This window comes from Ruania alba, assembly GCF_900105765.1.
GTDB classification, from domain to species: domain Bacteria; phylum Actinomycetota; class Actinomycetes; order Actinomycetales; family Beutenbergiaceae; genus Ruania; species Ruania alba.
Window position 1 is genome coordinate 185,159 of the sequence record NZ_FNTX01000002.1, and the last position, 22,796, is coordinate 207,954.

26 protein-coding genes are annotated in these 22,796 nt (G+C 67.2%); 13 read left to right on the forward strand and 13 right to left on the reverse strand.

Annotation, left to right across the window (positions count from 1 at the left end; genetic code table 11):
* Positions 1 to 15 precede the first annotated feature (15 nt).
* The 4 genes from BLU77_RS11370 to BLU77_RS11380 are packed head-to-tail and all read right to left on the reverse strand — an operon-like array spanning position 16 to position 1,974.
* Entirely contained in the window at positions 16 to 519 is a 504-nt protein-coding gene (locus tag BLU77_RS11370) for a nucleotidyltransferase domain-containing protein (protein ID WP_089775666.1), read from the reverse strand.
* Between the two features lie 50 nt (positions 520 to 569).
* Entirely contained in the window at positions 570 to 1,118 is a 549-nt protein-coding gene (locus BLU77_RS22095; RefSeq protein ID WP_175477062.1) for a TIGR03086 family metal-binding protein, read from the reverse strand.
* Positions 1,115 to 1,597, reverse strand: coding sequence for an SRPBCC family protein (locus BLU77_RS22100; RefSeq protein WP_175477063.1), 483 nt, complete (start codon positions 1,595 to 1,597; stop codon positions 1,115 to 1,117). Before BLU77_RS22100 ends, BLU77_RS22095 begins: the two co-directional genes overlap by 4 nt.
* Positions 1,594 to 1,974: an ArsR/SmtB family transcription factor gene (locus BLU77_RS11380; RefSeq protein WP_089773283.1), complete on the reverse strand. Its 381-nt coding sequence runs from the start codon at positions 1,972 to 1,974 to the stop codon at positions 1,594 to 1,596. Before BLU77_RS11380 ends, BLU77_RS22100 begins: the two co-directional genes overlap by 4 nt.
* Before the next feature lie 153 nt (positions 1,975 to 2,127).
* Between BLU77_RS11380 and BLU77_RS11385 the strand changes: the two genes are divergently transcribed.
* The 3 genes from BLU77_RS11385 to BLU77_RS11395 are packed head-to-tail and all read left to right on the forward strand — an operon-like array spanning position 2,128 to position 4,050.
* A complete protein-coding gene (locus BLU77_RS11385; protein WP_089773284.1) occupies positions 2,128 to 2,514 on the forward strand; it encodes a GntR family transcriptional regulator in 387 nt (128 codons plus the stop codon).
* Positions 2,483 to 3,229 carry an ABC transporter ATP-binding protein gene (locus tag BLU77_RS11390; protein WP_089773285.1) on the forward strand — a complete coding sequence of 249 codons (747 nt, stop codon included), beginning with the start codon at positions 2,483 to 2,485 and terminating at the stop codon, positions 3,227 to 3,229. Before BLU77_RS11385 ends, BLU77_RS11390 begins: the two co-directional genes overlap by 32 nt.
* Complete coding sequence (locus tag BLU77_RS11395) at positions 3,226 to 4,050, forward strand: hypothetical protein (protein ID WP_089773286.1); 825 nt, start codon at positions 3,226 to 3,228, stop codon at positions 4,048 to 4,050. The genes BLU77_RS11390 and BLU77_RS11395 overlap by 4 nt, the downstream gene beginning before the upstream one ends.
* Before the next feature lie 102 nt (positions 4,051 to 4,152).
* On the opposite strand, the gene BLU77_RS11400 is transcribed toward BLU77_RS11395, so the two are convergent.
* Positions 4,153 to 4,563, reverse strand: a complete 411-nt coding sequence (locus tag BLU77_RS11400) for a GNAT family N-acetyltransferase (RefSeq protein ID WP_089773287.1) — start codon at positions 4,561 to 4,563, stop codon at positions 4,153 to 4,155.
* 70 nt (positions 4,564 to 4,633) lie between these two features.
* Positions 4,634 to 5,704, reverse strand: a complete 1,071-nt coding sequence (locus tag BLU77_RS11405) for a LacI family DNA-binding transcriptional regulator (RefSeq protein ID WP_089773288.1) — start codon at positions 5,702 to 5,704, stop codon at positions 4,634 to 4,636.
* Positions 5,705 to 6,046: 342 nt separating this feature from the next.
* On the opposite strand from BLU77_RS11405, the gene BLU77_RS11410 reads away from it, so the two are divergent.
* The 5 genes from BLU77_RS11410 (at position 6,047) to BLU77_RS11430 (ending at position 13,132) form a co-directional block, all read left to right on the forward strand.
* Complete coding sequence (locus tag BLU77_RS11410) at positions 6,047 to 7,351, forward strand: ABC transporter substrate-binding protein (RefSeq protein WP_089773289.1); 1,305 nt, start codon at positions 6,047 to 6,049, stop codon at positions 7,349 to 7,351.
* The gene (locus BLU77_RS11415) at positions 7,348 to 8,286 is read left to right on the forward strand and encodes a carbohydrate ABC transporter permease (RefSeq protein WP_089773290.1); all 939 of its coding nucleotides are present in this window, start codon (positions 7,348 to 7,350) and stop codon (positions 8,284 to 8,286) included. Before BLU77_RS11410 ends, BLU77_RS11415 begins: the two co-directional genes overlap by 4 nt.
* Positions 8,283 to 9,197: a carbohydrate ABC transporter permease gene (locus BLU77_RS11420; protein WP_139177744.1), complete on the forward strand. Its 915-nt coding sequence runs from the start codon at positions 8,283 to 8,285 to the stop codon at positions 9,195 to 9,197. The genes BLU77_RS11415 and BLU77_RS11420 overlap by 4 nt, the downstream gene beginning before the upstream one ends.
* Before the next feature lie 180 nt (positions 9,198 to 9,377).
* Positions 9,378 to 11,801, forward strand: a complete 2,424-nt coding sequence (locus BLU77_RS11425; RefSeq protein WP_175477064.1) for a glycoside hydrolase family 3 protein — start codon at positions 9,378 to 9,380, stop codon at positions 11,799 to 11,801.
* A 44-nt stretch (positions 11,802 to 11,845) separates the two neighbouring features.
* Positions 11,846 to 13,132 (forward strand): alpha-amylase family glycosyl hydrolase, encoded by a 1,287-nt coding sequence (locus tag BLU77_RS11430; RefSeq protein ID WP_089773293.1) that lies wholly within the window; start codon positions 11,846 to 11,848, stop codon positions 13,130 to 13,132.
* Here BLU77_RS11430 and BLU77_RS11435 read toward each other — a convergent pair whose 3' ends face one another.
* From BLU77_RS11435 to BLU77_RS11450, 4 genes are all read right to left on the reverse strand, one after another.
* Positions 13,133 to 13,483, reverse strand: coding sequence for a type II toxin-antitoxin system PemK/MazF family toxin (locus tag BLU77_RS11435; protein WP_089773294.1), 351 nt, complete (start codon positions 13,481 to 13,483; stop codon positions 13,133 to 13,135).
* Entirely contained in the window at positions 13,483 to 13,713 is a 231-nt protein-coding gene (locus tag BLU77_RS11440; RefSeq protein ID WP_089775668.1) for a hypothetical protein, read from the reverse strand. The genes BLU77_RS11435 and BLU77_RS11440 overlap by 1 nt, the downstream gene beginning before the upstream one ends.
* An 84-nt stretch (positions 13,714 to 13,797) precedes the next feature.
* Positions 13,798 to 14,622, reverse strand: coding sequence for an oxidoreductase (locus BLU77_RS11445; RefSeq protein ID WP_089775670.1), 825 nt, complete (start codon positions 14,620 to 14,622; stop codon positions 13,798 to 13,800).
* A gap of 442 nt (positions 14,623 to 15,064) precedes the next feature.
* The gene (locus tag BLU77_RS11450) at positions 15,065 to 15,853 is read right to left on the reverse strand and encodes an NAD(P)H-dependent oxidoreductase (RefSeq protein WP_089773295.1); all 789 of its coding nucleotides are present in this window, start codon (positions 15,851 to 15,853) and stop codon (positions 15,065 to 15,067) included.
* 83 nt (positions 15,854 to 15,936) lie between these two features.
* On the opposite strand from BLU77_RS11450, the gene BLU77_RS11455 reads away from it, so the two are divergent.
* Both BLU77_RS11455 and BLU77_RS11460 read left to right on the forward strand, forming a co-directional pair.
* Entirely contained in the window at positions 15,937 to 16,272 is a 336-nt protein-coding gene (locus tag BLU77_RS11455; protein ID WP_175477065.1) for a winged helix-turn-helix transcriptional regulator, read from the forward strand.
* A 9-nt stretch (positions 16,273 to 16,281) separates the two neighbouring features.
* Positions 16,282 to 17,067: a nucleotidyltransferase domain-containing protein gene (locus BLU77_RS11460; protein ID WP_089773296.1), complete on the forward strand. Its 786-nt coding sequence runs from the start codon at positions 16,282 to 16,284 to the stop codon at positions 17,065 to 17,067.
* 87 nt (positions 17,068 to 17,154) lie between these two features.
* Here the strand turns inward: BLU77_RS11460 and BLU77_RS11465 are convergent, their stop codons facing one another.
* From BLU77_RS11465 to arsB, 3 genes are read right to left on the reverse strand one after another with little or no spacing between them, the layout of a single operon-like run.
* A complete protein-coding gene (locus BLU77_RS11465) occupies positions 17,155 to 17,577 on the reverse strand; it encodes an arsenate reductase ArsC (RefSeq protein ID WP_089773297.1) in 423 nt (140 codons plus the stop codon).
* Positions 17,574 to 18,635 (reverse strand): metalloregulator ArsR/SmtB family transcription factor, encoded by a 1,062-nt coding sequence (locus tag BLU77_RS11470; RefSeq protein ID WP_089773298.1) that lies wholly within the window; start codon positions 18,633 to 18,635, stop codon positions 17,574 to 17,576. The genes BLU77_RS11465 and BLU77_RS11470 overlap by 4 nt, the downstream gene beginning before the upstream one ends.
* The gene (gene arsB, locus BLU77_RS11475; RefSeq protein WP_089773299.1) at positions 18,632 to 19,750 is read right to left on the reverse strand and encodes an ACR3 family arsenite efflux transporter; all 1,119 of its coding nucleotides are present in this window, start codon (positions 19,748 to 19,750) and stop codon (positions 18,632 to 18,634) included. The genes BLU77_RS11470 and arsB overlap by 4 nt, the downstream gene beginning before the upstream one ends.
* 206 nt (positions 19,751 to 19,956) lie before the next feature.
* Between arsB and BLU77_RS11480 the strand changes: the two genes are divergently transcribed.
* From BLU77_RS11480 to BLU77_RS11490, 3 genes are read left to right on the forward strand one after another with little or no spacing between them, the layout of a single operon-like run.
* Positions 19,957 to 21,378, forward strand: a complete 1,422-nt coding sequence (locus BLU77_RS11480) for a sulfatase family protein (RefSeq protein ID WP_217632429.1) — start codon at positions 19,957 to 19,959, stop codon at positions 21,376 to 21,378.
* Positions 21,379 to 21,411: 33 nt separating this feature from the next.
* Positions 21,412 to 22,599, forward strand: a complete 1,188-nt coding sequence (locus BLU77_RS11485) for an ABC transporter substrate-binding protein (protein WP_175477066.1) — start codon at positions 21,412 to 21,414, stop codon at positions 22,597 to 22,599.
* Positions 22,569 to 22,793 carry a hypothetical protein gene (locus tag BLU77_RS11490; RefSeq protein WP_139177745.1) on the forward strand — a complete coding sequence of 75 codons (225 nt, stop codon included), beginning with the start codon at positions 22,569 to 22,571 and terminating at the stop codon, positions 22,791 to 22,793. The genes BLU77_RS11485 and BLU77_RS11490 overlap by 31 nt, the downstream gene beginning before the upstream one ends.
* Positions 22,794 to 22,796 lie beyond the last annotated feature (3 nt).

The window sequence follows — 22,796 nt, forward strand, 5'->3', positions numbered from 1 at the left end:
GCGCTTCTCGCGGGGTCAACCCGACGGAGGGCTGTGCGTGGCGGTGCCGTCGGTGAGTTCATCGAGCAGCGCGAGGTCGTGGACGTCCTGCGGGCGGTGCTGGTAACCGGTGTGGAAGCGGCGCTGCTGCGCGACCGACAGGCACGGCACGTCGCGGCCGGCGATACACCCGGTCACGAAGACCTCTGGCGGGTAGTCGAAATGAATGCTGTCGGCCTCACCCTGGAGGCCGTGCCCGGCGGCGTCGAAGGCGACCGGATGCACGTCCACCCATCGACTCCCCGGCGCGGCGACCTCCACGCGGAGCGGCAGCCAGTCCGTCTCGACCTGGTAGCCGAGGTCAGCCAGCGCGGCCATGCACGCCTCGAGTTGCTCGGCATCGACGGCGAGGTCCAGGTCGCGGTGATCGCGGGTCTGGCGCCCTGCCAGAGCATCGACGCCCCAACCGCCGGCGACCCAGTGCGGCACGCCGGCCGCGGTCAACGCGTCCAGCACCTGGTTCACCTCGACGTCGCGCACCCGGCCATTGTGCAGCACTGCTCTCACGGGGTTGGGTCCCCGAAATAACGTCAGCCCAGCGGATCCCGTCCGATGAACCCGAGCAGCTGGGTCTGCGCATCCGCCCCCTGGGGCACGTCCACACGTGGCCCGTACTGGCCGCTGGAGCGGATCAGCTCCTCCATCGGCTCCATACCCTCGAGCATCACCCGGCACTTCTCGGGATCCAGCCTCTCGTCCTGTCCGGTCGCGCGGGCCAGGTCCCAGGTATGCATGAACACGTCGGCCGTGTAGAACTGGTCGATCGCCTGGGCGAGCGGAAGGTCCCCGGTGTGGGGATTGGAGAAGGTGCGCTCCGCCGTCGCCGGGTCCTCGAGGAGCGCCTGCACGCCATCGGCGTGCACCTGCCACGCAGCCACGGGATCGACATCCACATCGCCGGCCGGCAGCTCGATCCCGGCGCCGCCACGCAGGAAGCCGGGGAACCAGGTGCCGAGGTGTCGCACCACGTCGCGGGCGGTCCAGCCCTCCACCGGGGCCGGGGCGTCCCAGTCGCGGGTGCCACGCACCCGGTCGGAGAACACCCCGGCGATCCGGCGGTGCTCCTCGGCTGGAGTCATGCCGCACCCTCGGCGAGCAGCTCGTCGAGCTTCTCGTAACCCTCGTTGATGCCCACCTCCATGCCGCTGGCGAGCATGCCCTGCTGGGCTTCCATCGACTCGACGATCGACTTGGACACGATCCGGCACCGGCCACCCTCGAGCGGCTCGAAGGTCATGATCTCCAGGGCGACGGCGTCCCGCATCTCCTCGAACCCAAAGGTCTGGACGAGCTTCTCCCCGGGGATGGCGTCGTGGAAGCAGCCGAAGAAGTGCGCCACCACCTCACCGTCCTGGATGGCGTTGTAGCGGTAGCTGCCGCCGGTCTGGCAGTCCCAGGTGGCGATGTCCATCTCGACCGAGCGCGGCCCCATCCACCGCTTGACCAGGTCAGGCTCGGCCCAGGCGCGATAGACCCGCTCAGGCGGGGCGTCGAACTCGCGGGTGATGGTCACCACGGGGATGTTCGGGTCGGCCTCGATCGTTGCTTCCTTGCTCATGATGCTGCTCCTTCGTTGGTCGTGACCCTGTTCCGGGTCGCGGCTGTCGGTTTCTCTTCGTCGGCCATCTCGGCCAGTACTGCGTCCAGGCGTTGGAAGCGTTCCTCCGCCTCGCGCCGATAGCGCTCGATCCACGTCGTCATCAGGCTGAGCACCTCGGCTTCCAGGTGAACCGGCCGCCGCTGTGCGTCGCGACGGCGGCTCACCAGTCCGGCGTCCTCGAGCACGCGCACGTGCTTGGACACCGCCTGCAGGCTCATCTCGTATGGCTCCGCCAGGTCGCCGACCGTGGCATCGCCCGACGCAAGCCGGGCGACCAGGTCTCGTCGCGTCTCGTCGGCCAGGGCCTGGAACACGCGGGACAGCTGATCCGCCATGAGACTCACCTCCTCAACTGATTGGTTGAATACGACGAGCGTAGGACTCGACCAACCTCTTGTCAACCGTTCGGTTGAATACGCTCACTTGACAGCGTCGGACCTCCGTGTCACTGTACTGAGCACTTAATACAGCGAGACAGAAGGGCGGCCATGGAGTTCGACCCCACCTCCCCCATCTGGGGCCAGCTCGTGGCCGAGTTCTCCCGCCGGATCGTCACCTGGACCTGGCCACCAGGGTCCCGGATCTCCGGCGTCCGGGAGCTGGCCGCCGATCTCAGCGTGAACCCGAACACCGTGCAGCGCGCCCTGGCCGAGCTGGAACGACAGGGCCTGTGCCGCTCGGAACGAACATCTGGCCGATTCGTCACCTCCGACGAGGCCCGGATCGACGCCCTCCGTGCCGAGCTCGCTCAGGAAGCGGCCGACGACTTCGTGCGCCGGGCACAGGGCCTCGGGATGGTTCCCACCCAGGCACTACGACTGATCAAAGAGAGATGGCAGAGCGATGACCACCACACCGACCGCGCTGGAGCGTGAGCACGAGATGAGCCCCGACCATGCGCTCCTCAGGATCCGTGGTCTAACCGTCCACTATGGACGGCGGGCCGCCCTGGACGGACTCGATCTCGACCTGCCGGCCGGCCAGATCGTCGGCCTGCTCGGTGAGAACGGGTGCGGGAAGTCGACACTGCTGAAGACCCTGGCCGGGGTCTATGCCGACTACTCCGGCGAGATCCGCGTGGCGGGCCACTCACCAGGGCCGGAGTCCAAGGCGATCACGAGCTACCTGCCGGACCGCAGCTCACTCCCCGATCGCGCCCGGGTGAGCTACTGCCTCGACCTGTTTGAGGACTTCTTCGCCGATTTCGACCGTGCGAAAGCCAGCGAACTCCTCGCCTTCTTCGGACTCCCCGAGACGATGCGCCTCAAGGAGATGTCCAAGGGCATGCGCGAGAAGGTGCAGATCACCCTCGCCATGGCGCGCGAGGCTCAGGTCTACCTCCTCGACGAGCCGATCTCCGGCGTCGATCCGGCTGCACGGCAGGGCATTCTCGACGGCATCCTGCGCAACCTCAACGAGGATTCGCTGCTCCTGATCGCGACCCACCTGATCCATGACCTCGAGACCGCGCTCGACTCGGTCGTGATGATGCGCCACGGCACAGTGCTGCTCACCGGTCAGGTTGACGATCTGCGGGCCGAGCACCAGGCCAGCCTCGACCAGATCTTCCGAAAGGTGTACGGCTCATGAGCACGCTCCTCAAGCACGAGTTCCTGCGAACCCGGGATCTGCTCACCCTCATCATTGGTGTCGCGATCCTGCTCGCAATAGCCGGCGCGCTGCTGGCAGCCACGGGCTGGCCGGTCCTGGCCGCCGTCGGAGTCCTGCTCTGCGTCGTCGTGGTGTTCACCCTGGTGCCCGTTCTCCAGCTTGCCCTCGCGGTCGAGTACTGGCGTTCCAGCTACGGCCGTTCCGGCTACCTCACGCACACGCTGCCGGTCCGGGGCGCCACCGTCTACTGGGCGAAGATCCTCTGGGCCTGGCTGGTGTCGCTGGTCGGAGCAGCGGTGACGCTGGGCCTGACCCTCGCCGCTGCACCGGCCGTTGCGCGAGCCACGGGGGGCCAGCCCGCGATGATCCTGACCTCGATCCGCGAGGCATGGGCAACCTTGAACGAGGTGGCATCGACCTGGCTCGTGGTCGCGGCCGTCGCGACACTGACCATGATGATCCTCATCTGGCCGGTGCAGTACTTCTTCGCGGCCTCCATCGGCAGCCAGGCCCCGCTGAACAGGTGGGGCGTCGGCGGCCCGGTAGCAGTCTGGTTGGGCGTGTACGCCGCGACTCAGGTGGTGACTTTCGCCTCGTTCGCCGCGGTCCCGCTGGCGGTCGGGATGGACGGCGACCGGCTCGGCATCGTGCGGTTCGACCTCTTCGCTGAACTGAGGGCCGGCGCGAGCGGTACCGCCGAGGTCATGCCGCTCGGCTTCGTCGTCGCACTCCTGGCGATCACCGCGGTGTGCCTCAGCTGGACTGTCCGGTCGTGGAATCGCAAGGTGTCACTCACCTGACGCCGGTCCCGCACGAGGTAGCGCCTGGAGAAGGTAACGACATGGCGAGCACGCGTCCCGGATCCGAGCGTTCGGCCTGCCCCGGCCGAGGACCGGTGCCAATCAGTGCAGCCGCAGCAGGCCGGCCTCGGTATGCGCCATGCCGCACGACTTCTCGTAGAAGGGCACCAGCCCCGCGTCGTAGTCCGCATGCAGCCATTCGCAGCCCAGACGCCGGGCCTCCTCGGCGGCAGCGAGCACGAGCCGTCGGCCGATTCCACGGCCCCTCTCCCGCCCGTCCACACTGGTGTCGAGCAGGAAGGCGTGCACTCCGCCGTCACCGATCACGTTGACGAACCCGACCAGGGCAGCTCCTCGACGAGCCGTGACCCAGGCGATGCTGTGCCGCGCCAGGTTCGCATTCCACGGTGTGGCGCCGACAGGATGGTCGAAGCACGCGGCATGCAGTGCGTTCACCTCAGCATCGGTGAGAGGCGCGTTGACCTCGATCGACACTCCTGCTGTCTCGGACATGTGGCGACGCTATCCGGCAGCCCGGCGCCGGGGTCCGTTGTCACTTGACGCATGAGTGCTGCCGAGCACATCATCTGGTGGCACGTCCTCCCCCTGGGCTTCGTCGGCGCGACGGCGGCGCTGCGGTGGATTCACGCTCAACAAGCCGCGCTTCGATGAGCCTCCGGGTCTGCACCTCCTGTTGACCAAGGTGAGCGAGGATGAGCTGGACCGCTTGCCTGCCGTGCTCATGCGCGTCCCCTCGCATCGTCGTCAGTGGTGGACAGAAATGCTCGCCGGATGGGCTGCCGTCGAAGCCGACGACGCTCACCTCGGCCGGGACCATCCGCCCGGCACGCCACATCGCATGGAGCACGCCGAGGGCCATCATGTCGTTCGCGGCGAAGATCGCCGTCACGTCAGGATCCCGGGCCAGCTCTGCACCGAGCCGAGCCCCTGACGCACTGCTCCAGTCGCCAGTGAGCGCAGACGGCACCGGCCGCTGGGCGCGCTCGAGCGCGCGGCGCCAGCCCTCACTTCTCAGGCGCGCGGCGTTCCAGCCGTCCGCGCCGGCGATGTGGTGCACGGTCCGGTGACCCAAGTCGAGAAGATGATTCGTCGCCTGTTCGGCCGCCGCTACCGAGTCGAGATAGACCGCCGGGCCTTCGTAACCCGGTACCTCGCTCGTGGTGATGAGCGGGACCGGTGAGGAGACGAAGTCCAGCGAGTCGGCAGCAGAGACCCACGGCGCCATGACCACGATGCCGTCACATCCGGTCCGGACGAGAGCATCGACCGCGCCCTGAAGCTCCTCTCGCCCGAGAGTGGCGACGTGGGCAACGATCGCTCGATACCCGAACTCAGCGGCAGCCGACTCAAGGCCATCCAGGATCGCTCCCGGGCCCTCACCGAACGTCGCGTGCGTCACAACACCGATGTGCTGCGAGGAACCCGCTGACAACGCGCGCGCCAGCACATTCGGCTGGTAGCCGAGCGTGTCGATCACCCCGCGCACCCGGCGCGCGGTCTCCGCGTTCACCAGGCTGCTCCCCCGCGCCACCCGGGACACGGTCTGTCGCGAGACGCCAGCCAGACGCGCGACGTCGGTCAACGTCGGGCGCTCCGGACGAACGGTCCCGGTGCGCTCCGGGGGCAATGCCATCCGATCCTCCTGTTCGCGGGACAAGCCCGGCCCTAGTCTGCCGCAGTCGCGCGCAGACACCTGTTGCTACCGGTAACAATCGGCGTTATTGTTACCGGTAGCAACCCTACGTCAGATCCCCGCCGCCACCTACTCAACGAGGAGTCAAGGCTGCTTCAACTCCTCAACGCTGCTCGTCCCGGAAGATCCCGTCCGACGAGTCAGATCGCGCAGACGGCGCTGCGCTGCACGAACCGCAAGGCCGACTGACGGCCTCGCCGCAACCACCCACACGATGGCCCCACGAGTCACACGACACGACCGTTGGCCGGACATCCGCATTCATCCGAATTCGAGGACACTATGCATCCCATCCCCAGCAACAACCGCCGGCGGCACGCTACCTGGACCGCACTGCTCCTCACGGGGGCGTTGACACTGGCTGCCTGCGGCTCAGGCGGCGAATCGGGCGGCACCAGCCCCTCAGACGACGTTGAGCTGACCTTCCTCAATCAGTCTCGCGGCCAGGAGGACGCACTCCTTGAGCTCGCTGCACAGTACAGCGAGGAGACCGGCGTCACGGTCACCATCGATTCGCCCGGTCCGGCAGACTTCCCTGCCAGACTGCAATCGATGGCGCAGTCCGGCGACATGCCGGACCTGTACTCAGTCATCGACGCCTTCACCATGGCCCCCTACTACAAAGCCGACTGGGCGATGGATCTGGCGCCGGAGCTGGACGGCGACTGGGGTGAGTCGTTCGACCCCGTCGCACTCGAACTCGCGACGTACCAGGAAGGCAACAACCTGGACATCCCCGCGGGTCTCTACTCGGTGCACTGGGACCTGACGTCCTACGGCCTCTATGTTGACCCCGCCTCGACCGGCATCGACCCGGAGAACGCACCACAGACAGTCGAGGACCTCATCGACACCCTGGAGAGCGCGGACTCGACCGGCCAGTTCTCGATCGCTGCTTCGCAGGTCGGCCACCTCATGCAGACCTACGCATCGAACTTCATGACCGACCAGGAGATCGAGGCAACGCTGAACGGCGAGGCGAGCTGGGAGACCGATGCCTGGCGAAGCACATTCCAGCTACTGGTGGACCTCCGCGAGGCCGGGGTCGTCGCGAACGGTTCGATTCCAGGCGGCGCGGACGACAACCCGAACGTCGAGCGGGCGTTCTTCAACTCGCACACGGTCGGAGCCATCTTCGACAACACGGCAGCCGTTGCAGTCGCGGGAACTACGGCACCGGACTACACGGACTACGTCACCATGGGACTGTCCTCCGCAGCCGAGGGGACCGAGCCGGCACGCGCGGTGGTTCGGCTGGGCAAGGGAGCCGCCGTCAACCCGAACGGCGATCACCCTGACGAGGCGCTCGCCTTCCTCCAGTGGTTGACCGCACCAGAACAGCAGTCGGTGTTCGCCAACGAGGTCGGCGTCATCCCCACCAACATCGAAGTGGTCGAGAACGGCGACATGCTCGCCCCGATGACCGGTCTTGCCGAGGGTCTGTCGTCAGCTCAAACGGTGCGCGCGTCGTTCACGCCCGATGTCGTGGCAGCGATAGGAGCTGGCGCCCAGAGCCTGATGCTCGGCGAGGTGACGGTCGACGAACTGCTCGCAGACGTCCAGACCGCTCAGGAAGCGAGCGCATGACGCTCCCCATCGTGCAGTCTCCCGCGCGGCGTCGACCGACGTCGCGCGGGAGGAGGCGATCCGCCGGACGGCGCAATCTCGTCGGCTGGCTCTTCTTGCTCCCTGCGGTTGCTCTGATCGGCACCTTCACGATCGCCCCCTTCTTTCAGGCACTGTTGCTCAGTTTCCAGGAGTGGGATGGCATCAGCCCCGATAGCCCGTGGGTCGGGCTGGATAACTATCGACGGGTGTTCGCCGATCAGATTTTCTGGGCGTCGATGAAGAATGTCGGCGCATTTGGTGCTATCGGCTTCATCCTGGGCAACGGCATTGCTCTCGCCATGGCCATCGCGGTGAACAGTGCCAAGCGGGCGAGCGCCTTCTTCCGCACGGCGTACTACCTCCCGAGCGTCTTCTCGGTGGTCGTGGTTGGCACGATGTTCCAGTGGTTGTTCGAGCCGAACGTCGGCATCATCAACACGCTCCTCACCCACGTAGGGCTCGAGGATCTGGCGCACAACTGGCTGGGCGACCCGTCGACCGCACTGCCATCCCTGGCGGCGGTGTTCGTCTGGTACCACTGGGGTTTCGCCTTCATCCTGTTCCTGGCCGGCCTGCAGGACATCCCCAGGGAGTTGTACGAGGCTGCCAGCCTCGACGGAGCACGAGCCTGGGGGCGGTTCCGTTACGTCACATGGCCCGGCCTCGCGCCCGTGACCTCCATCGTCACCCTCCTCACATTCCTCGCCGCGCTGCAGATCTTCGGCACTGTTCAGGTCTTGACGAATGGCGGGCCCGGTTACCACACGATGGTCCCCACATTGCTCATCTACGTCGAGGCATTCACCAACAACCGCTATGGGGCCGCGGCCGCAATGTCTGTGCTCTTCGGTGGCGCGCTCGTACTGTTGGCTGCTTTTCAACTGTGGATCTCGGGCAGGAGGTCGCGCTCATGAAGGTTCAGACCATCCCTGGTGGCCAGGCAACGAAGACTCTGGGCGACCGTCGCGAGAATTCGCAGCAGCCAGAGGGGCGCCCCCACAGGCCCGCCGTCCGGAGTGGCCGGGTCGGTCTCTACGGGCTGCTCGTGCTGGCTGCCGTCATCTCCCTGTTTCCGATGTTCTGGCTCCTCTCGGGCTCGCTGCAGACCCGCGAAGAGTTGTACGCAGGGCAGACCCTCGTGCCTACTGCACCGGCGTGGCAGAACTACGTGGACGCGTGGGTGGAAGGCAACCTCTTCATTTACCTGTCCAACAGCATCCTGTACACCGCCATATCTGTCGCCGGAATCCTGGTCGTTTCGAGTCTCGCCGGCTACGCCCTCGCCCGCCTCACATTCGCGGGCAAGGGGCTCGTCACGGTGGCGATGCTCGCTGTGATGATCATCCCCGCACCGGCGATGTTCATCGCGCAGTACAAGCTGCTCATCTCTTTCGGTCTGACCGACAGCCGTGTCGGTTACATCTTCGTGCTGATCACCGCGGGGATACCCATGGCCACGTTGATCATGCGCAGCTTCTTCGCGAGCCAGCCACGTGAACTCGAAGAGGCTGCCGCGATCGACGGCGCCGGGCCGGTGCGGACGTTCTTCAACATCATCATGCCGCTGGCGCGGCCTGGGCTGGCCGCCGTTGGGGTGATTCAGGGATTGCAGGTCTGGAACGAGTACCTCATGGCGCTCGTGCTGTTCCGCACTGATGCCCGCATGCCCGTGCAGCGGGGACTGATGAGCTTCGTCTCCTCCGAGACGCCGGAGCAAACAATCCTCCTGGCCGCGACGACCATCTCCGTCGTCCCGGTCATCATCTTCTACCTGCTCGCTCAGCGACAGATCATCGCAGGCCTCGGCGCAGGGGCCGTGAAGTAGCACCACTGCGCGCTCTGTACATCCCTGGAAAGAACGTCGCATTCCGGCGCTGCACGCGCGAACGCGCACAGGGCCCAGTCCGACCTGCCCTCCCATCACTGAATTCGAGGCACCATGGAAACGACCTATCCCGACCCCGCAATGACCCCCGCAGAACGCGCGACAGCCCTTCTGCACCGCATGACGCTCGAGGAGAAGGCGCAGCAGCTGACGTCGGTCCTGCCCAACCAGCTCAAGACGCCGGACGGGATCGACGAGGGACAGCTCGAGGAACTCCTGGGGGCTGGGATCGGTCAGATCTCGGCCGCTTCCCTCGGTTCGTTCTCAGCGGCCGAGGTGGCCCGGCTCAACAACGACGTGCAACGGTTCCTGCGAGAGAAGACCAGGATCGGGATTCCTGCCGTTCTACACAACGAGGCGCTCAACGGCGTGCTCGCACCATCGTTCACCTCCTTCCCCACCGCCATCGGGCTCGCATCGACCTGGGACACGGAGAAGGTTCGTGAGATGACGACCCTCATCCGCCACCAGTCGCGCGCACTCGGCATACGCCAAGCGCTCGCGCCCGTGCTCGATATCGCACGGGACGCCCGATGGGGGCGCATCCACGAAACGTTCGGCGAGGAGGTGCTCCTGACCTCAGCACTCGGCGCCGCATACGTCGCCGGCATGCAGGGCGATGACCCCCGCACCGGTCTCATCGCTACAGCGAAACACTTCCTTGGATACGCAACCTCGGAAGGCGGGCAGAACACCGCAGCCGTACACGCAGGACCCCGGGAGCTGTACGACGTGTACGCGACACCATTCGAGGCGGCGATCCGAGTCGCCGGCCTGGCCAGCGTCATGAACAGCTACTCCGAGGTGGACGGCGTGCCCGCCGGCCTTTCCCGGGAGCTCCTCACCGACCTGTTGCGGGACCGGATGGGATTCCGGGGCACGGTCGTTGCGGACTACCGGACGATCCAGTACGGGGTCGACCGACTGGGCGCTGCACCCGAGGCGACCAGGTCCGCCGCCCTGGCCCTGCACGCAGGCCTCGATGTGGAGCTCCCCGCACCGTATGGGTACGGTGCCACGCTGGTCGACGCAGTCCGCAGCGGCCTCATTGCGGAGACCGACGTCGACCGCTCAGTCTCCCTGGTCCTGGAGCAGAAGTTCGCACTCGGGTTGTTCGAGGACCCGTTCGTCGATGACCGGCCCGAGGTGATCGAGACGATCGCCCGAGAAGGCCGCGGCCTGGCACAAGAACTCGCCGAAGAGTCGATCACACTCCTCACCAATGACGGCATCCTGCCGCTGACACACACCCCACAGCGGGTGGCTGTCATCGGCCCACACGCCTCGAACGTGATCGGAACATTCGCGAACTACACCTACCCACCCATGCTCGAGATGATCAAGGGCATCGCCGACGGGAAGTCGCGAATGGCAGGTCTCGAGGGCTCCCGCGACGAGCTACCGCCGACTCTCCAGGACGCGTTCGATCAACTGGTGGAGCGGATGGAGACATTCGAACCCGAGCAGATGGTCCGCGAGATGTACAACGCCGTCGGGTTCGCCGATGCTCTTGCTGCTGCGGCTCCGCACCTCGACGTGGCAACGTGTGAAGGCTCAGGCGTGATGCAACCGATCGACGCAGGCCTCCACGAGGCCGCCGAGCTGGCCCGGTCAGCAGACGTCGTCATCCTCGCCATCGGTGGCCGATCCGGTGCGTTCGCCGGGAACGCCACCGAGGGAGAGGGGACCGACTCCGCCACCTTGGAACTCCCGGATGCGCAACTCGCCCTTATCGACGCCGTCACGTCGGTCGGCAAACCGACAGCAGCCGTCATCACCATGGGCCGCCCGTACGCCCTGGCCGAGATCTCGGCGAAAGTCTCCGCCATCGTCGCGAGCCCGTACCCCGGACCTGCCGCCGGACCAGCCCTTGCGCGCATCGTCACCGGCGACCTGGCTCCCTCCGGGAAGCTCCCGTTCACCCTTCCTCGCGCGGTCGGTCAGGTTCCGATCTACCAGGCTCAGAAGCGCGGCAGCGGATACCGCAGGCTCGCGAAGGACATCTTCAAGGGGTACCTCGACCTCGACAGCACGCCGCTGCACCCTTTTGGGCATGGCCTTTCGTACGTTGATTTCGAGTACGACAACCTGCGGATCGACAAGGAAGAAGTCGGCTCCGAGGACACGGTGGGCATCACCGCGACGATAAGAAACCTCGGTGAGCGAACGGCCACCGAGATCGTCCAGATGTATCTCGGCCTGCCCGCGCTCGGCGTCACGCGCCCCGCGCAGCAACTGGCGGGATTCGCACGAGTCCCACTCGAGCCGGGAGCCGGTGCGGACGTGCGGTTCGACGTCCCGGTATCCATGTGCGGATTCAGCGCGACGGCGACCGACTTCGTCGTCGACCCTGGAGAGGTGGATGTCCTGATCGGCACCTCGTCGAGCGATATCAGGCTCGAGGGCACCTTCACGATCACCGGCGTGCGGACGAACATCGGGGCCACCCGCAGCTACTTCCCGGACGTTGCCGTCCGACCGGCCAGCGAACCGGCGGAGGCCGCAATGGTGAGCACGAGTCTCTCAGCGTCGGACATGCGGTGACGCTACCCGGCAGCCCGGCGCCAGGGTCCGTTGTACGTTGACGTATGAGTTCTGCCGAGCACACGATCTGGTGGCACGTCTATCCGCTGGGATTCGTCGGTGCGGACACCTCCGGTGCCGACCGCACGCCGACCCGCCGGCTGCCCCACCTGATCGATTGGTTGGACCATCTGCTCGAGCTGGGGGCGAACGGCCTCGCGCTCGGCCCGATCTTCGACTCCTCCACCCATGGCTACGACACGATCGACTTCTTTCGCATCGACCCACGCCTGGGCACCGAGGAGGACCTGATCGAGCTGATCGAGGCCGCCCATACCAAGGGCATCGATGTGATGCTCGACGGCGTCTTCAACCACGTGGGCCCGGACTTCCCTGCCCTGCGTACAGCCCGGGAGAACGCTGCCGCGCCCGAGGCGCGGTTGTTCGAGCAGGGTCCCGACGGCGAACTGGTCGCCTTCGAGGGGCACGGCGGCCTGATCACGCTGAACCATGCCGCCCCTGAGGTGGCCGACCTGGTCACCGAGGTGATGACCTACTGGTGCGACCGGGGTGTGGACGCGTGGCGCCTGGACGCCGCCTATACGGTCCCGATCGACTTCTGGAACACGGTGCTGCCCGCCGTCCGCGAGCGCCACCCGCAGGTGTATGTGATGGGCGAAGTGCTGCACGGGGACTATGTCGCGTTCGTCCGTGACGGCGGGATGGACGCCGTGACCCAGTACGAGCTGTGGCAGGGCATCTGGCACTCGATCGCCGATCACAACTTCCACGAGCTCGACCATGCGCTCGGCCGGCACAACACCTTCCTCGACGCGTTCGTCCCCTACACGTTCGTCGGCAACCACGATGTCACCCGGATCGCCAGCCAGGTCGACGACGATCGGCACCTCCCGCACGCGCTCGCCCCGTTGTTCACTCTGGGCGGGACTCCCTCGGTCTACTACGGCGACGAGTTCGGCCTGCGCGCGGTGAAGGAGGAGCGCTTCGGCGGCGACGACGCTATCCGACCGGCGTTCCCGGGCGCGCCGGCCGAGGTTCACGGGGCAGACCCCGATGTTCTCTCCCTGCACCAAGAGCTGATCGGCCTGCGCAGGCGGCACCCATGGCTACACACAGCGCGCAGCCGGACGATCGCCGTCGGGAATGACTCGATCACGGTGGAGGTGAGCGGACCGGAGGAGGCGCTGATCGTCTCGCTCAATATCGGGGACGAGGAGGTCCGGACGGCTGAGCCCGTCCCGGGTGAGTTCCTCGCGGGGCGGGATGCCGGGCTCGACGGTGCTGAGCTGGTGGTGGGTGCGCACGGGTGGGCCGTCGCTCGCCGGTCGTAGTCAGTCGACCCGTTCCAGCTGAAGGAAGTCGCGCAGCCAGGAGTCGATGCTGCCCATCGTCTGGTGATCCACGGTTCCCGCAGTCTTCACGATTCGGGCACGTGCGAGGGTGCGGACCTGCTCCGTCATGGCAAAGCACTCCACGTCCAGGCCGGTGGCTCCCATGAGCGGGACGTGATTGGGCCACCCGCGCCGCGTCGACGTCACGGGTACGGCGATGACCAGGTTCGTCACCTGCTCGAGGTAGCCGGCCGAGGCGACGGTCACGAAAGGGCGCCGACCAGCCTGCTCGACGCCGACAGTCGGGTCCGGCGCCGCCCAGAAGACGGCCCCACGCGCGAGGTCCGGCATCAGGAGTCCGTTCCGCCGCCGATAGCATCAAACTCGGCAAACTCGGACCAGTAGTCAGCATCTGGCGGGTTGTCCCGCATCGCACGACCGACCGACTCCATCCGTCGGCGGTGCTCCCACTCGTCGATGACCTGGTCGAGGAAACCAGCAATCGTGACGTGCTGGGCTTGCGCCTCGCTTGCGATGCGGTCGCGGAGCTCGGTGGGAACCTTGAGCGTGGTCAGTGCCATGCGGTCAGGATACACCGCACCCTCGTACCGGTCACCTCGTTGTGGATACCTATAAGTATCCCTTGCGGTATTCTCGGCGCACCATCACCCCGCCATCGAGGCCATCCGCCGGACCAGCGCATCGAAGGCCCGATCCGGCAGCACCCGGCGCAGCGCGATGAGCGGCTTGGCCCCGAACCCGATCGCGTACCGGGTACGCGGCCGCGCAGCCGTGACCGCCCGCTCGATCGCCTCGGCCACCACCTCCGGCGAGGAGTCGCGTTCGCCACTCGCGGCAAGCATCCCGGCCACGGCACTCGCCTGCCGTGCGTACGGCCCCGAACCCGAGGTGCGCACCACGTTCTCGGCTGCGATCGCGCCCCACTCGGTGCGAATCCCACCCGGCTGGACCACCACCACGTCCACCCCGAACGGCGCCAGCTCCAGGCGCAGGCAGTCACTGAGCGCCTCGAGCGCGAACTTCGTGCCGTGGTACCAGCCGCCGAGCGGGGTGTAGATCTCACCGCCCATGGAGGAGATGTTCACGATTGTTCCGCGGCGCTGGGCGCGCATCGCCGGTGCCACCAGCTGCACCAGGCGCATCGCTCCGAAGACGTTCACCTCGAACTGGCGGCGCGCCTCGTCGATCGAGACGTCCTCGATCGCTCCGTAGGAGCCGTACCCGACGTTGTTCACGAGCACGTCGATGCGGCCCGTCTCGGCCAGGATGCGCTCGATGCCGGCGGTCATCGAGGCCTCGTCGGTCACGTCCATGGCCAGGGGGTGAGCCCCGACGGCGGCCAGCGGCTCCAGCCGTTCGGTGCGCCTGGCCGCGGCGTAGGTGTCGTAACCGCAGGCGAGCAACCGCCGCACGGTCGCCTCCCCGATCCCTGACGATGCTCCGGTGACCAGAGCGACCTTCGCGTTCATCTCATGCTCCTCGTCGTCGGCACTCCCGCTCATCATGCCGGGCGCGCCTGATGCCCGCCGGGCTTTGCCCACCCAGGAGGTGCCACCGTTCGTCGGTATACACCGCCGGTACCGCCAAAGAGTGGCACCCGCCGGGCGAACCCCCACGAGGTGCCACCCGTCGTCGGTGTGGGACCCCGGGACCGACAGGGGATGGCACCCACCACTGGCCCCCACGAGCTAGGTGCCACCCGTCGTCGGCAAGGGACTCCGAGACCGACAGAGAGTGGCACCCACCCACGTGCCCGCGCAGGAGGTGCCACAGATCGTCGGCATGCACCGCCAACACCGACAAGGAACGGCACCCATTGGCCGCGCCTAGCTCGGTAGGCGCCACGATTCGGTGCCACCGACCAGCGGCAGCGACAGACCGCGGCACCCACCACGCGGCGGGCCCGCACGGTCAGGCAGGAACAGCCGTGCACTCGTGGATGCCCAGGTCGAGCGGCGCTGCGTCGGTGCGGAGCCGCTGGTCGCGGTCGTAGCCGCCGTGGCGCAAGGTGCGATAGTCGATCGGCGCTTCCCCCGGCAGCCCGTCGAGGCGAGCTAGGAGCCGATCGCGCTCGGCAGCAAGGCCGGCGAAATCGCGCCGGTCGGTGGCGGCGATCAGATGCGGACGCAGCGGCTGGATGCCGGTGTACCACAGGATCCCGTGCAGCAGGGGGAACAGCAGCGCCTCGAGGTGCCCGTTCACTCCCCCGGCGGCGAACGAGAATTCCCGGTCCCCCGCGGTGACCACCACGAGTGCGCGTTTGCCCTCCAGCCCGCCCTCGCCGTACTTCAGGGTGCGACCGGCAGCGTTGGTCACGTTGAAGGCGAAGCCGTTCACGAAGACCCGGTCGACCCAGCCCTTGAGGATGGCCGGCATCCCAGCCCACCAGAGCGGGAACTGCAGCACCAGCAGGTCGGCTGCCCGTAGCTTGTCCTGCTCTGCCCGGATGTCGGGGGAAAGCGTGCCGTTCAGGTGCGCCTCACGGGTGCGGGCACCGAAGGTGCCCGAAACGACCTCCCCGACGGCGTCCCCCAGGTCCCGCTCTGTCAGTGCCGCCTGCCAGCCCATGGCGTACAGGTCGGACGTCACGACGGCGTGGTCCCGGCTCAGGTGCGCCACGCCCGCGTCGCGTAAGGCACCGTTGAGGGACTGGTCGGTGGGGTGTGCGGAGAGCCAGAGGGTCGATGCGGTGTCAGTCATGGCTCCATCTGACGCGGTACCACGGAATGGTACAAGTACAGTCTTTATTCGCATATACCGACAAATGTGTAAGTATCGAGGTCATGCGCGCATCGGTGATCAATGCTCTGGAAGTCTGCCCCGTCGAAGTGGCGATCAGCGCCGTCGGTGGTGCGTGGAAGCTCACCATCGTCAAGCATCTACTCACTGGCACCCTGCGGTTCGGCGAACTACGCCGCGCGGTCGGTCCGGTGAGCGAGCGGACCCTCGCCCGCCAGCTGCGCGAGCTCGAGACCGACGGCCTCGTCCACCGCGAGGTCTATGCCGAGGTACCCCCGCGCGTGGAGTACAGCCTCACGGCACTGGGGGCATCGCTGCGGGACGTGGTGGCGGCGATGGATGCGTGGGGCATCGAGCTGAGCCAGCGGGTCAGCCACTAGATTCTCTGCATGCAGCATCACCAGGACACCCTCGCGGCCTTCGTCGAGCAGGCCCGCCGCGACCCCGACACCGTGGGTGTGGTGGTCACCGGATCGGTGGCCCACGGGACCGAGCGCCCGGACTCGGACGTGGACGTTCAGCTCGTCCTGACCGAGGAAGCGTTCGCCGAGGCTTGGGAGCAGAACCGGCTCAGCTACGTCGTCAGAGAGGTCGCCACCTACGACGGCGGCTATGTCGACATCAAGGTGGCCAGCGCGGACTTCCTTCGCCGGGCAGCCGAGCGGGCGGACGATCCGATGCGGCACTCGATGCTCGGGGCGCGCGTGGTGTGGTCCCGCTTGGACAACCTGGGCGAACTGGTGGCGGCCATACCGGTGCTGCCGGCCGACCTGTGGCAGGAGCGTATGGCCTCTTTCATCGCGCAGGCACGCCTGCACAGCGGCTACTTCCTCAAACAAGCGGTACGGCTGGAGAACACGTATCTGCTGCATCACGCCGCAGTGCACACCACGATCGCCGGGGGGCGAACACTGCTCGCTCTGAACCGCACTCTCTTCAAGGGGCACAAATACCTGGAAGGGATGCTCGCCAGCCTGGAGCTGGTTCCGACCGGCTACGCCGAGGCGACAGCCGATCTCCTGGCCCACCCCGACCTGCGAACTTCCGCGGCCTACATGGATCTGCTCGAGTCCTACCACCCGTGGCCGCTGAGCCGCGAGCAGACGCTCTCCACCTTTGTGCGGGACAACGAGCTCGGCTGGTACTCAGGCCATCTCCCGCCCGAGTACTCCTGAGCATCGAGCACGCAAGAATCGACGGGCCCCAGCGCACTGCTGCCGAATGGGGCAGTCCGGCACTCAGGCCCGTCGATAGTTGCTGGGTCAGGCCGGGAGCTCGAGGACCGGCACGTCCAACTCGCCCAGCAGGGTCACGATCCGGCCCCGGATCTCGTCCCGGATCGGGCGCACCGCCTCGATCCCCTGCCCGGCCGGGTCCGCCAGTGCCCAGTCCTCGTAGCGCTTGCCGGGGAAGATCGGGCAGGCGTCTCCGCAGCCCATGGTGATCACCACGTCCGAGGCCTGCACCGCGTCGGTGGAGAGCACCTTCGGCTGCTCGGCGGCGATATCGATGCCGAGCTCGGCCATGGCCGCCACAGCAGTGGGGTTGATCTGATCAGCCGGGGCCGAGCCGGCGGAGCGGACCTCGACCGCGTCGCCGCCGAGCTCTCGCAGGAAGCCGGCGGCCATCTGGGACCGGCCGGCGTTGTGCACGCACACGAACAGCACGCTGGGCTTGTTGGTCATCGGTTGTTCTCCTCACGGTGAGTGGACTCGGCGACGGAAGGGACGCCGTCGGGAAGCTGCAGATCGGGGACGAGGGAGCCCAACAGCTCCCGCACGCGGGAGTCGATCTCGGCCTGGATGGCTGCAACACCTGCGGCCGAGGCGAGCGCAGGATCACCCACCTGCCAGTCCTCGTAGCGCACACCGGGGATTACCGGGCAGACGTCGCCGCAGCCCATGGTCACGACCACGTCGGCGGCACGGACGGCGTCATCGGTGAGCGGCTTGGGGAAGGCGTCGGTGGCGCTGCCGAGGGCTGCTAGGGCGTCGCGCACACCCGTGTGGATCTCCGACGCCGGAGTGGACCCTGCGGAGCGGACCGTCACCTGGTCTCCGGCGTAGTGCCGTACGAGGGCGGCCGCGAGCTGAGACCGGCCGGCATTGGCCACGCACACGAAGAGCACCTGAGGCGGGGTGCTCGCGCGATCGCGGGTGAGGTCGACCAAGCGCTGGCGGGCGAAGCGCTCGGTGAGCGGCACCAGGTGGGCGCTGATGGTGGCGGTCCGGGCGAGGCCGGTGTAGGACTCCCGGACGATGGTGCGCACCAGAGTGGGGTCGACGTCGGCGAATCGGCTCGTCAACACGGTGGTGAGGTGATCGAGGGCGAGCTCGACATCGGACAGGCCGGTCAGATGCGGGGAGTCGGCGTGGGCGGCGAGCGCGGCCGGGGCGAAGGAGTCGAGCAGTGCGGCGACGGCGCTGCGGTAGCCGGGCGCGATCGAGTACCAGACCCAGGTGCCGCGGCGCTCGCTGGTGAGCACCCCCACCTCGCGAAGCACCTTGAGGTGGTGGGAGACGGTCGGCTGGGACAGGTCGGTGAGCGCAGTGAGGTCGCAGACGCATGCCTGGCCGCCGGGAGCTGCGGAGATGAAGGAGAGCATCCGCAGCCGCAGTGGGTCGGAGAGCGCTTTGAGGGCGGCGCCCACCTGGTCGGCGACGGAGCGGTCGATCGCGCGCGCTTCGAGAGTGGGGGCGCAGTCGGGATCGGTGGAGAGCGGCTGAAGATCCGAGGTGGTCATGAGCGAATCTCCTCGTGGGAGGTGGGCGAGGTGACGGCGTTGCCGGTGGCCGTGGGCTCGGTACGCCACCAGCGGCGGCCGACCCATAGCGAGACGTAGACGAGGCCCACGAGCACCGGGACCTCGATGAGGGGCCCGACGACGCCCGCGAGCGCCTGGCCGGACGTGGCACCGAACGTCCCGATCGCCACGGCGATCGCAAGTTCAAAGTTGTTCCCGGCGGCGGTGAACGCGAGTGTGGCGGAACGGTCGTAGCCGAGGCCGAGGGTCTTGCCGGTGACCATCCCCAGGCCCCACATGAGGGCGAAGTAGACCAGCAGCGGAAGGGCGATGCGGACGACGTCCCAGGGGTTGGAGGTGACCGCCTCACCCTGGAGGGCGAACAGGCCCGCGATGGTGAACAGCAGGCCGTAGAGGGCCCAGGGGCCGATGCGGGGGACGAAGCGCTCCTCGTACCAGTCGCGCCCGCGGGCGCGTTCACCGATGAGGCGGGAGAGAAAGCCGGCCAGGAGCGGTATCCCGAGGAAGACGAGCACGTTGATCGCGATCTTCCCCATGGAGACGTCCAGGGCAGCGCCCTCGAGGCCGAGCCATTGCGGAAGGACAGCGAGGTAGAAGTAGCCGAGGAGACTGAAGGCGAGCACCTGGAAGACGGAGTTGAGGGCGACGAGCACAGCAGCCGCTTCCCGGTCCCCGCAGGCGAGGTCGTTCCAGATGACCACCATGGCGATGCACCGGGCAAGGCCCACGATGATCAGACCGGTGCGGTACTCGGGCAGGTCGGCCAGGAAGACCCAGGCCAGGGCGAACATCAGCAGCGGACCGAGCAGCCAGTTCAGCACCAGTGAGGACATCAGGAGCTTGCGGTCGCCGGTGACGGCGCCGACCTTGTCATAGCGGACCTTGGCCAGCACCGGGTACATCATCACCAGCAGACCGAGCGCGATCGGCAGGGAGATCCCGCCAATCTCGAGCCGGGCGAGCAGATCGCTCAGCGCGGGGACGAAGCGACCGAGAACCAGCCCGGCAACCATGGCGAGCCCGATCCAGAGCGGGAGGCCGCGGTCGAGGGCGGAGAGACGGGCCGGCTGAGCGACCGGAGACTGCATCGACATACTTCAATATTGACGGACTTCGATCTAGTCGTCAACTGTTGATCGAGACCGAGCCAGAGTCGCCACAGCACGGCGCACCACAACGCTATTTCTCAAATCGCAACGCTGCAGTATCGACATCTTTCATCCTTATGATCGATCGCGACACTCGACGACCTCGCCATCTACTCTCGCTGCATCATCCTTGTCTCCCGGAGGTGCGCACCGTGCCCGATAGTCGCCGACCGAACATCGTGCTCATCCTGAGCGATGACCACGCCGCGCACGCGATGGGCTGCTACGGCAGCCAGGTGAACGAGACGCCCTCCTTGGACCGCATCGCCACCGAGGGCGTCAGATTCGACCGCGCGGGCTGCACCAATGCGCTCTGCGCCCCGAGCCGGGCGTCGATCCTCACCGGCACCCACAGTCACCGCAACGGGATGATGACCCTGACCACACCCTTCGACTCGACCCAGCCGACCTTCCCGGCACTGATGCAGGCCGCCGGATACCGCACGGCACTGTTCGGCAAGTGGCACCTGGGGCACGGCGCCGGGCACGACCCCGACGGTTTCGACGAATGGCAGATCCTGGACGGCCAGGGCGAGTACGACGATCCCGAGCTGATCAGCCCAGCCGGACGCACCCAGCATCCCGGGTACGTGACCGACGTCCTCACCGACCTTGCCCTCGATTGGCTGGATCAGCAGGACGGCACACAACCCTGGCTGCTGCTGCTGTGGCACAAGGCCCCGCACCGGCGGTGGTTCCCGGGTCCGCACGAGCAGCACCTCTACACCGACGTCACCTTCCCTGAGCCGTCGACTCTCTTCGACGACTACGAAGGACGGGCTGATGCCGCGGGCGAGGCCGCGATCCGGGTGGGCCGCGACTTGGACGAGCTGGACGTGAAGACCACGATCCCGGCGTTCGACACGGCCGAGGAGCGCACCTCGTGGTTCTATCAGCGCTACATGCGCGATTACCTGCGTTGCGTCGCCGGGATCGACCGCACCACGGGCCGCCTTCTGGATTACCTGGACGCCACCGAGCAATCCGATGACACGCTGGTCACCTACGCCAGCGACCAGGGCTTCTTCCTCGGCGATCACGGCTGGTTCGACAAACGCTTCATGTACAGCGACTCGATGCGCATCCCGCTCGTGATGCGCTACCCGGCCGAGATCCCGCCCGGCACCGTCAGCACCGACTTCGCCCTCAACCTCGATCTGGCGCAGACGTTCCTGGACTTCGCCGGGATCGAGGCACCGGATCGGATGCAGGGGCGCAGCCTGCGGCCGCTGTGCCGTGGCGAGGCCACTCCCTGGCGCACGCACGTCTACTACCGCTATTGGGAACACCTCAAGGCCGGTGTGGGCGCGCATGTGGGCGTGCGCACCGAGCGCTACGCACTCATCCACTATTACGGCGAGGCACTTGGCGTGACCGGCGCGATCGATGATCCGCGACCCGCGGAGTGGGAGCTCTTCGACCTCGAGTCCGATCCGCAGGAATTGCGATCCTGCTACCACGACCCCGCCTACGCACAGATCCGTGACGAGCTGACCGAGCTGCTCGTGGTGTCCATCCGTGAGGCCCATGACTCACCACCGCCGAGCCTGCAGCACCTCGCCTGCGCCTCCTAGACAACGACCGACGCGATGCAAAGGAGCAAGACCATGAGAGACGGACGACTCACCGGCACGGCAGCAGCAGCGCTGGCATCCTGTCTGGCACTGGCTGCCTGTTCAGGTGGCGGAGACGGCGGCACCGATGGCGGCGACGCCGCGGACGGTCCCGTCACGTTCTGGACTCCGCACGTCCAGCCGGACCGGATGGCCGCGCAGCAGGAGGTTGCCGCGCAATTCACCGATGAGACCGGAATCGAGGTCGAGGTCGTCGCCATGGCGGGCGCCGACCAGAACCAGGCCCTCATCACCGGCGCAGCCTCCGGCGACGTCCCCGATGTGGCGCTCCATGCCCCCGACTTGAGCGCCTGGCAGTCCCAAGGGCTGATCAACTCCGACGCCGCCACGTCGGTGATCGACAGTCTCGGCGCCGACACGTTCAACCAACAGTCCTTGGACTTCGTCACGATCAATGACGCGTACCAGGCAATCCCGGCTGACGGCTGGGTCCACCTGATTGCGTACCGCTCGGACATCCTCGACGAAGCCGGCATCGCCCCGCCGACGTCGCTGGGCGAGCTCGCCGACGCCGCGAGGACCGTCCGGGAGGACGTCGGGATCACCGGGATGGCGATGGGAACTCAGGCGGGGACAGCATCGTCCACCGAGGCGATCGAGTCGACCTTCCAGCAGACCGGGTGCGAGCTGGTGCAGGACGGTACGGTCGCCGTCGACTCGCCGGAGTGCGCCGAGGCCGCCGGGCACTTCGCGACGCTCGCCGACTCCAGCGCTGCCGGACCGTTCGATGTGCTCAGCGCACGCTCGGCGTACTTGAACGGCGACGCCGCATTCCTGCTGTTCTCCACGCACATCCTGGACGAGCTCGCCGGTCTCGACGCCGACAACCCGCTCACCTGTGACGAGTGCGCTGATGACGAGAACTTCCTTCGGGAGAACACCGGGTTCATCACGGTGCTGGACGAGAACAACCCGGCACAGTACGGCACGACCCTGAACTACGTAATCCCCGAAGGTGCGAACGCCGAGGGCGCGAGTGAGTTCGTGGAGTACATGCTCAGCGACGGGTACAGCGCCATGCTCGGCACCGCCCCGAGGGTCGGATCCCGCTGCGCCCCGGCAACGCCGAGAACCCGACCGAGTACCTCGATTCCTGGGGCACCCTCCCTATGGGCGGCTCGGACCAGTCAGTGGCCGATCTGTACGGCGACGAGCTGGTGACCGCCCTCGGCGACGGTATGAACGCTGTCTCCCGCTGGGGCTTCGGCACCGACGACGCAGTGGTCGCCGGTGAGGTGTTCGCACAGCACACCCTGGCGGAGCAGCTCGACCCGCTCTACTCCGGCACGGACCCGGAACAGGTGGTGGCAGACATGGCGGCCGGCGTCCAGTCTCTGCAGGACGAGCTCGGCTAGGAG

Coding starts and splice junctions, on each gene's coding strand:
- BLU77_RS11435 (WP_089773294.1), bottom strand. CDS start 13,483: ATGCCGGACCTCGCGCGTGGGGCCGTCTTCTGGGCGGCGCCGGACCCG.
- BLU77_RS11420 (WP_139177744.1), top strand. CDS start 8,283: ATGAAGGTTCAGACCATCCCTGGTGGCCAGGCAACGAAGACTCTGGGC.
- BLU77_RS11385 (WP_089773284.1), top strand. CDS start 2,128: ATGGAGTTCGACCCCACCTCCCCCATCTGGGGCCAGCTCGTGGCCGAG.
- BLU77_RS11380 (WP_089773283.1), bottom strand. CDS start 1,974: ATGGCGGATCAGCTGTCCCGCGTGTTCCAGGCCCTGGCCGACGAGACG.
- BLU77_RS11450 (WP_089773295.1), bottom strand. CDS start 15,853: ATGACTGACACCGCATCGACCCTCTGGCTCTCCGCACACCCCACCGAC.
- BLU77_RS11395 (WP_089773286.1), top strand. CDS start 3,226: ATGAGCACGCTCCTCAAGCACGAGTTCCTGCGAACCCGGGATCTGCTC.
- BLU77_RS11445 (WP_089775670.1), bottom strand. CDS start 14,622: ATGAACGCGAAGGTCGCTCTGGTCACCGGAGCATCGTCAGGGATCGGG.
- BLU77_RS11470 (WP_089773298.1), bottom strand. CDS start 18,635: ATGACCACCTCGGATCTTCAGCCGCTCTCCACCGATCCCGACTGCGCC.
- BLU77_RS11405 (WP_089773288.1), bottom strand. CDS start 5,704: ATGGCATTGCCCCCGGAGCGCACCGGGACCGTTCGTCCGGAGCGCCCG.
- BLU77_RS11460 (WP_089773296.1), top strand. CDS start 16,282: ATGCAGCATCACCAGGACACCCTCGCGGCCTTCGTCGAGCAGGCCCGC.
- BLU77_RS11455 (WP_175477065.1), top strand. CDS start 15,937: ATGCGCGCATCGGTGATCAATGCTCTGGAAGTCTGCCCCGTCGAAGTG.
- BLU77_RS11465 (WP_089773297.1), bottom strand. CDS start 17,577: ATGACCAACAAGCCCAGCGTGCTGTTCGTGTGCGTGCACAACGCCGGC.
- BLU77_RS11410 (WP_089773289.1), top strand. CDS start 6,047: ATGCATCCCATCCCCAGCAACAACCGCCGGCGGCACGCTACCTGGACC.
- BLU77_RS11425 (WP_175477064.1), top strand. CDS start 9,378: ATGACGCTCGAGGAGAAGGCGCAGCAGCTGACGTCGGTCCTGCCCAAC.
- BLU77_RS22100 (WP_175477063.1), bottom strand. CDS start 1,597: ATGAGCAAGGAAGCAACGATCGAGGCCGACCCGAACATCCCCGTGGTG.
- BLU77_RS11400 (WP_089773287.1), bottom strand. CDS start 4,563: ATGTCCGAGACAGCAGGAGTGTCGATCGAGGTCAACGCGCCTCTCACC.
- BLU77_RS11485 (WP_175477066.1), top strand. CDS start 21,412: ATGAGAGACGGACGACTCACCGGCACGGCAGCAGCAGCGCTGGCATCC.
- BLU77_RS11415 (WP_089773290.1), top strand. CDS start 7,348: ATGACGCTCCCCATCGTGCAGTCTCCCGCGCGGCGTCGACCGACGTCG.
- arsB (WP_089773299.1), bottom strand. CDS start 19,750: ATGTCGATGCAGTCTCCGGTCGCTCAGCCGGCCCGTCTCTCCGCCCTC.
- BLU77_RS22095 (WP_175477062.1), bottom strand. CDS start 1,118: ATGACTCCAGCCGAGGAGCACCGCCGGATCGCCGGGGTGTTCTCCGAC.
- BLU77_RS11390 (WP_089773285.1), top strand. CDS start 2,483: ATGACCACCACACCGACCGCGCTGGAGCGTGAGCACGAGATGAGCCCC.
- BLU77_RS11440 (WP_089775668.1), bottom strand. CDS start 13,713: ATGGCACTGACCACGCTCAAGGTTCCCACCGAGCTCCGCGACCGCATC.
- BLU77_RS11430 (WP_089773293.1), top strand. CDS start 11,846: ATGAGTTCTGCCGAGCACACGATCTGGTGGCACGTCTATCCGCTGGGA.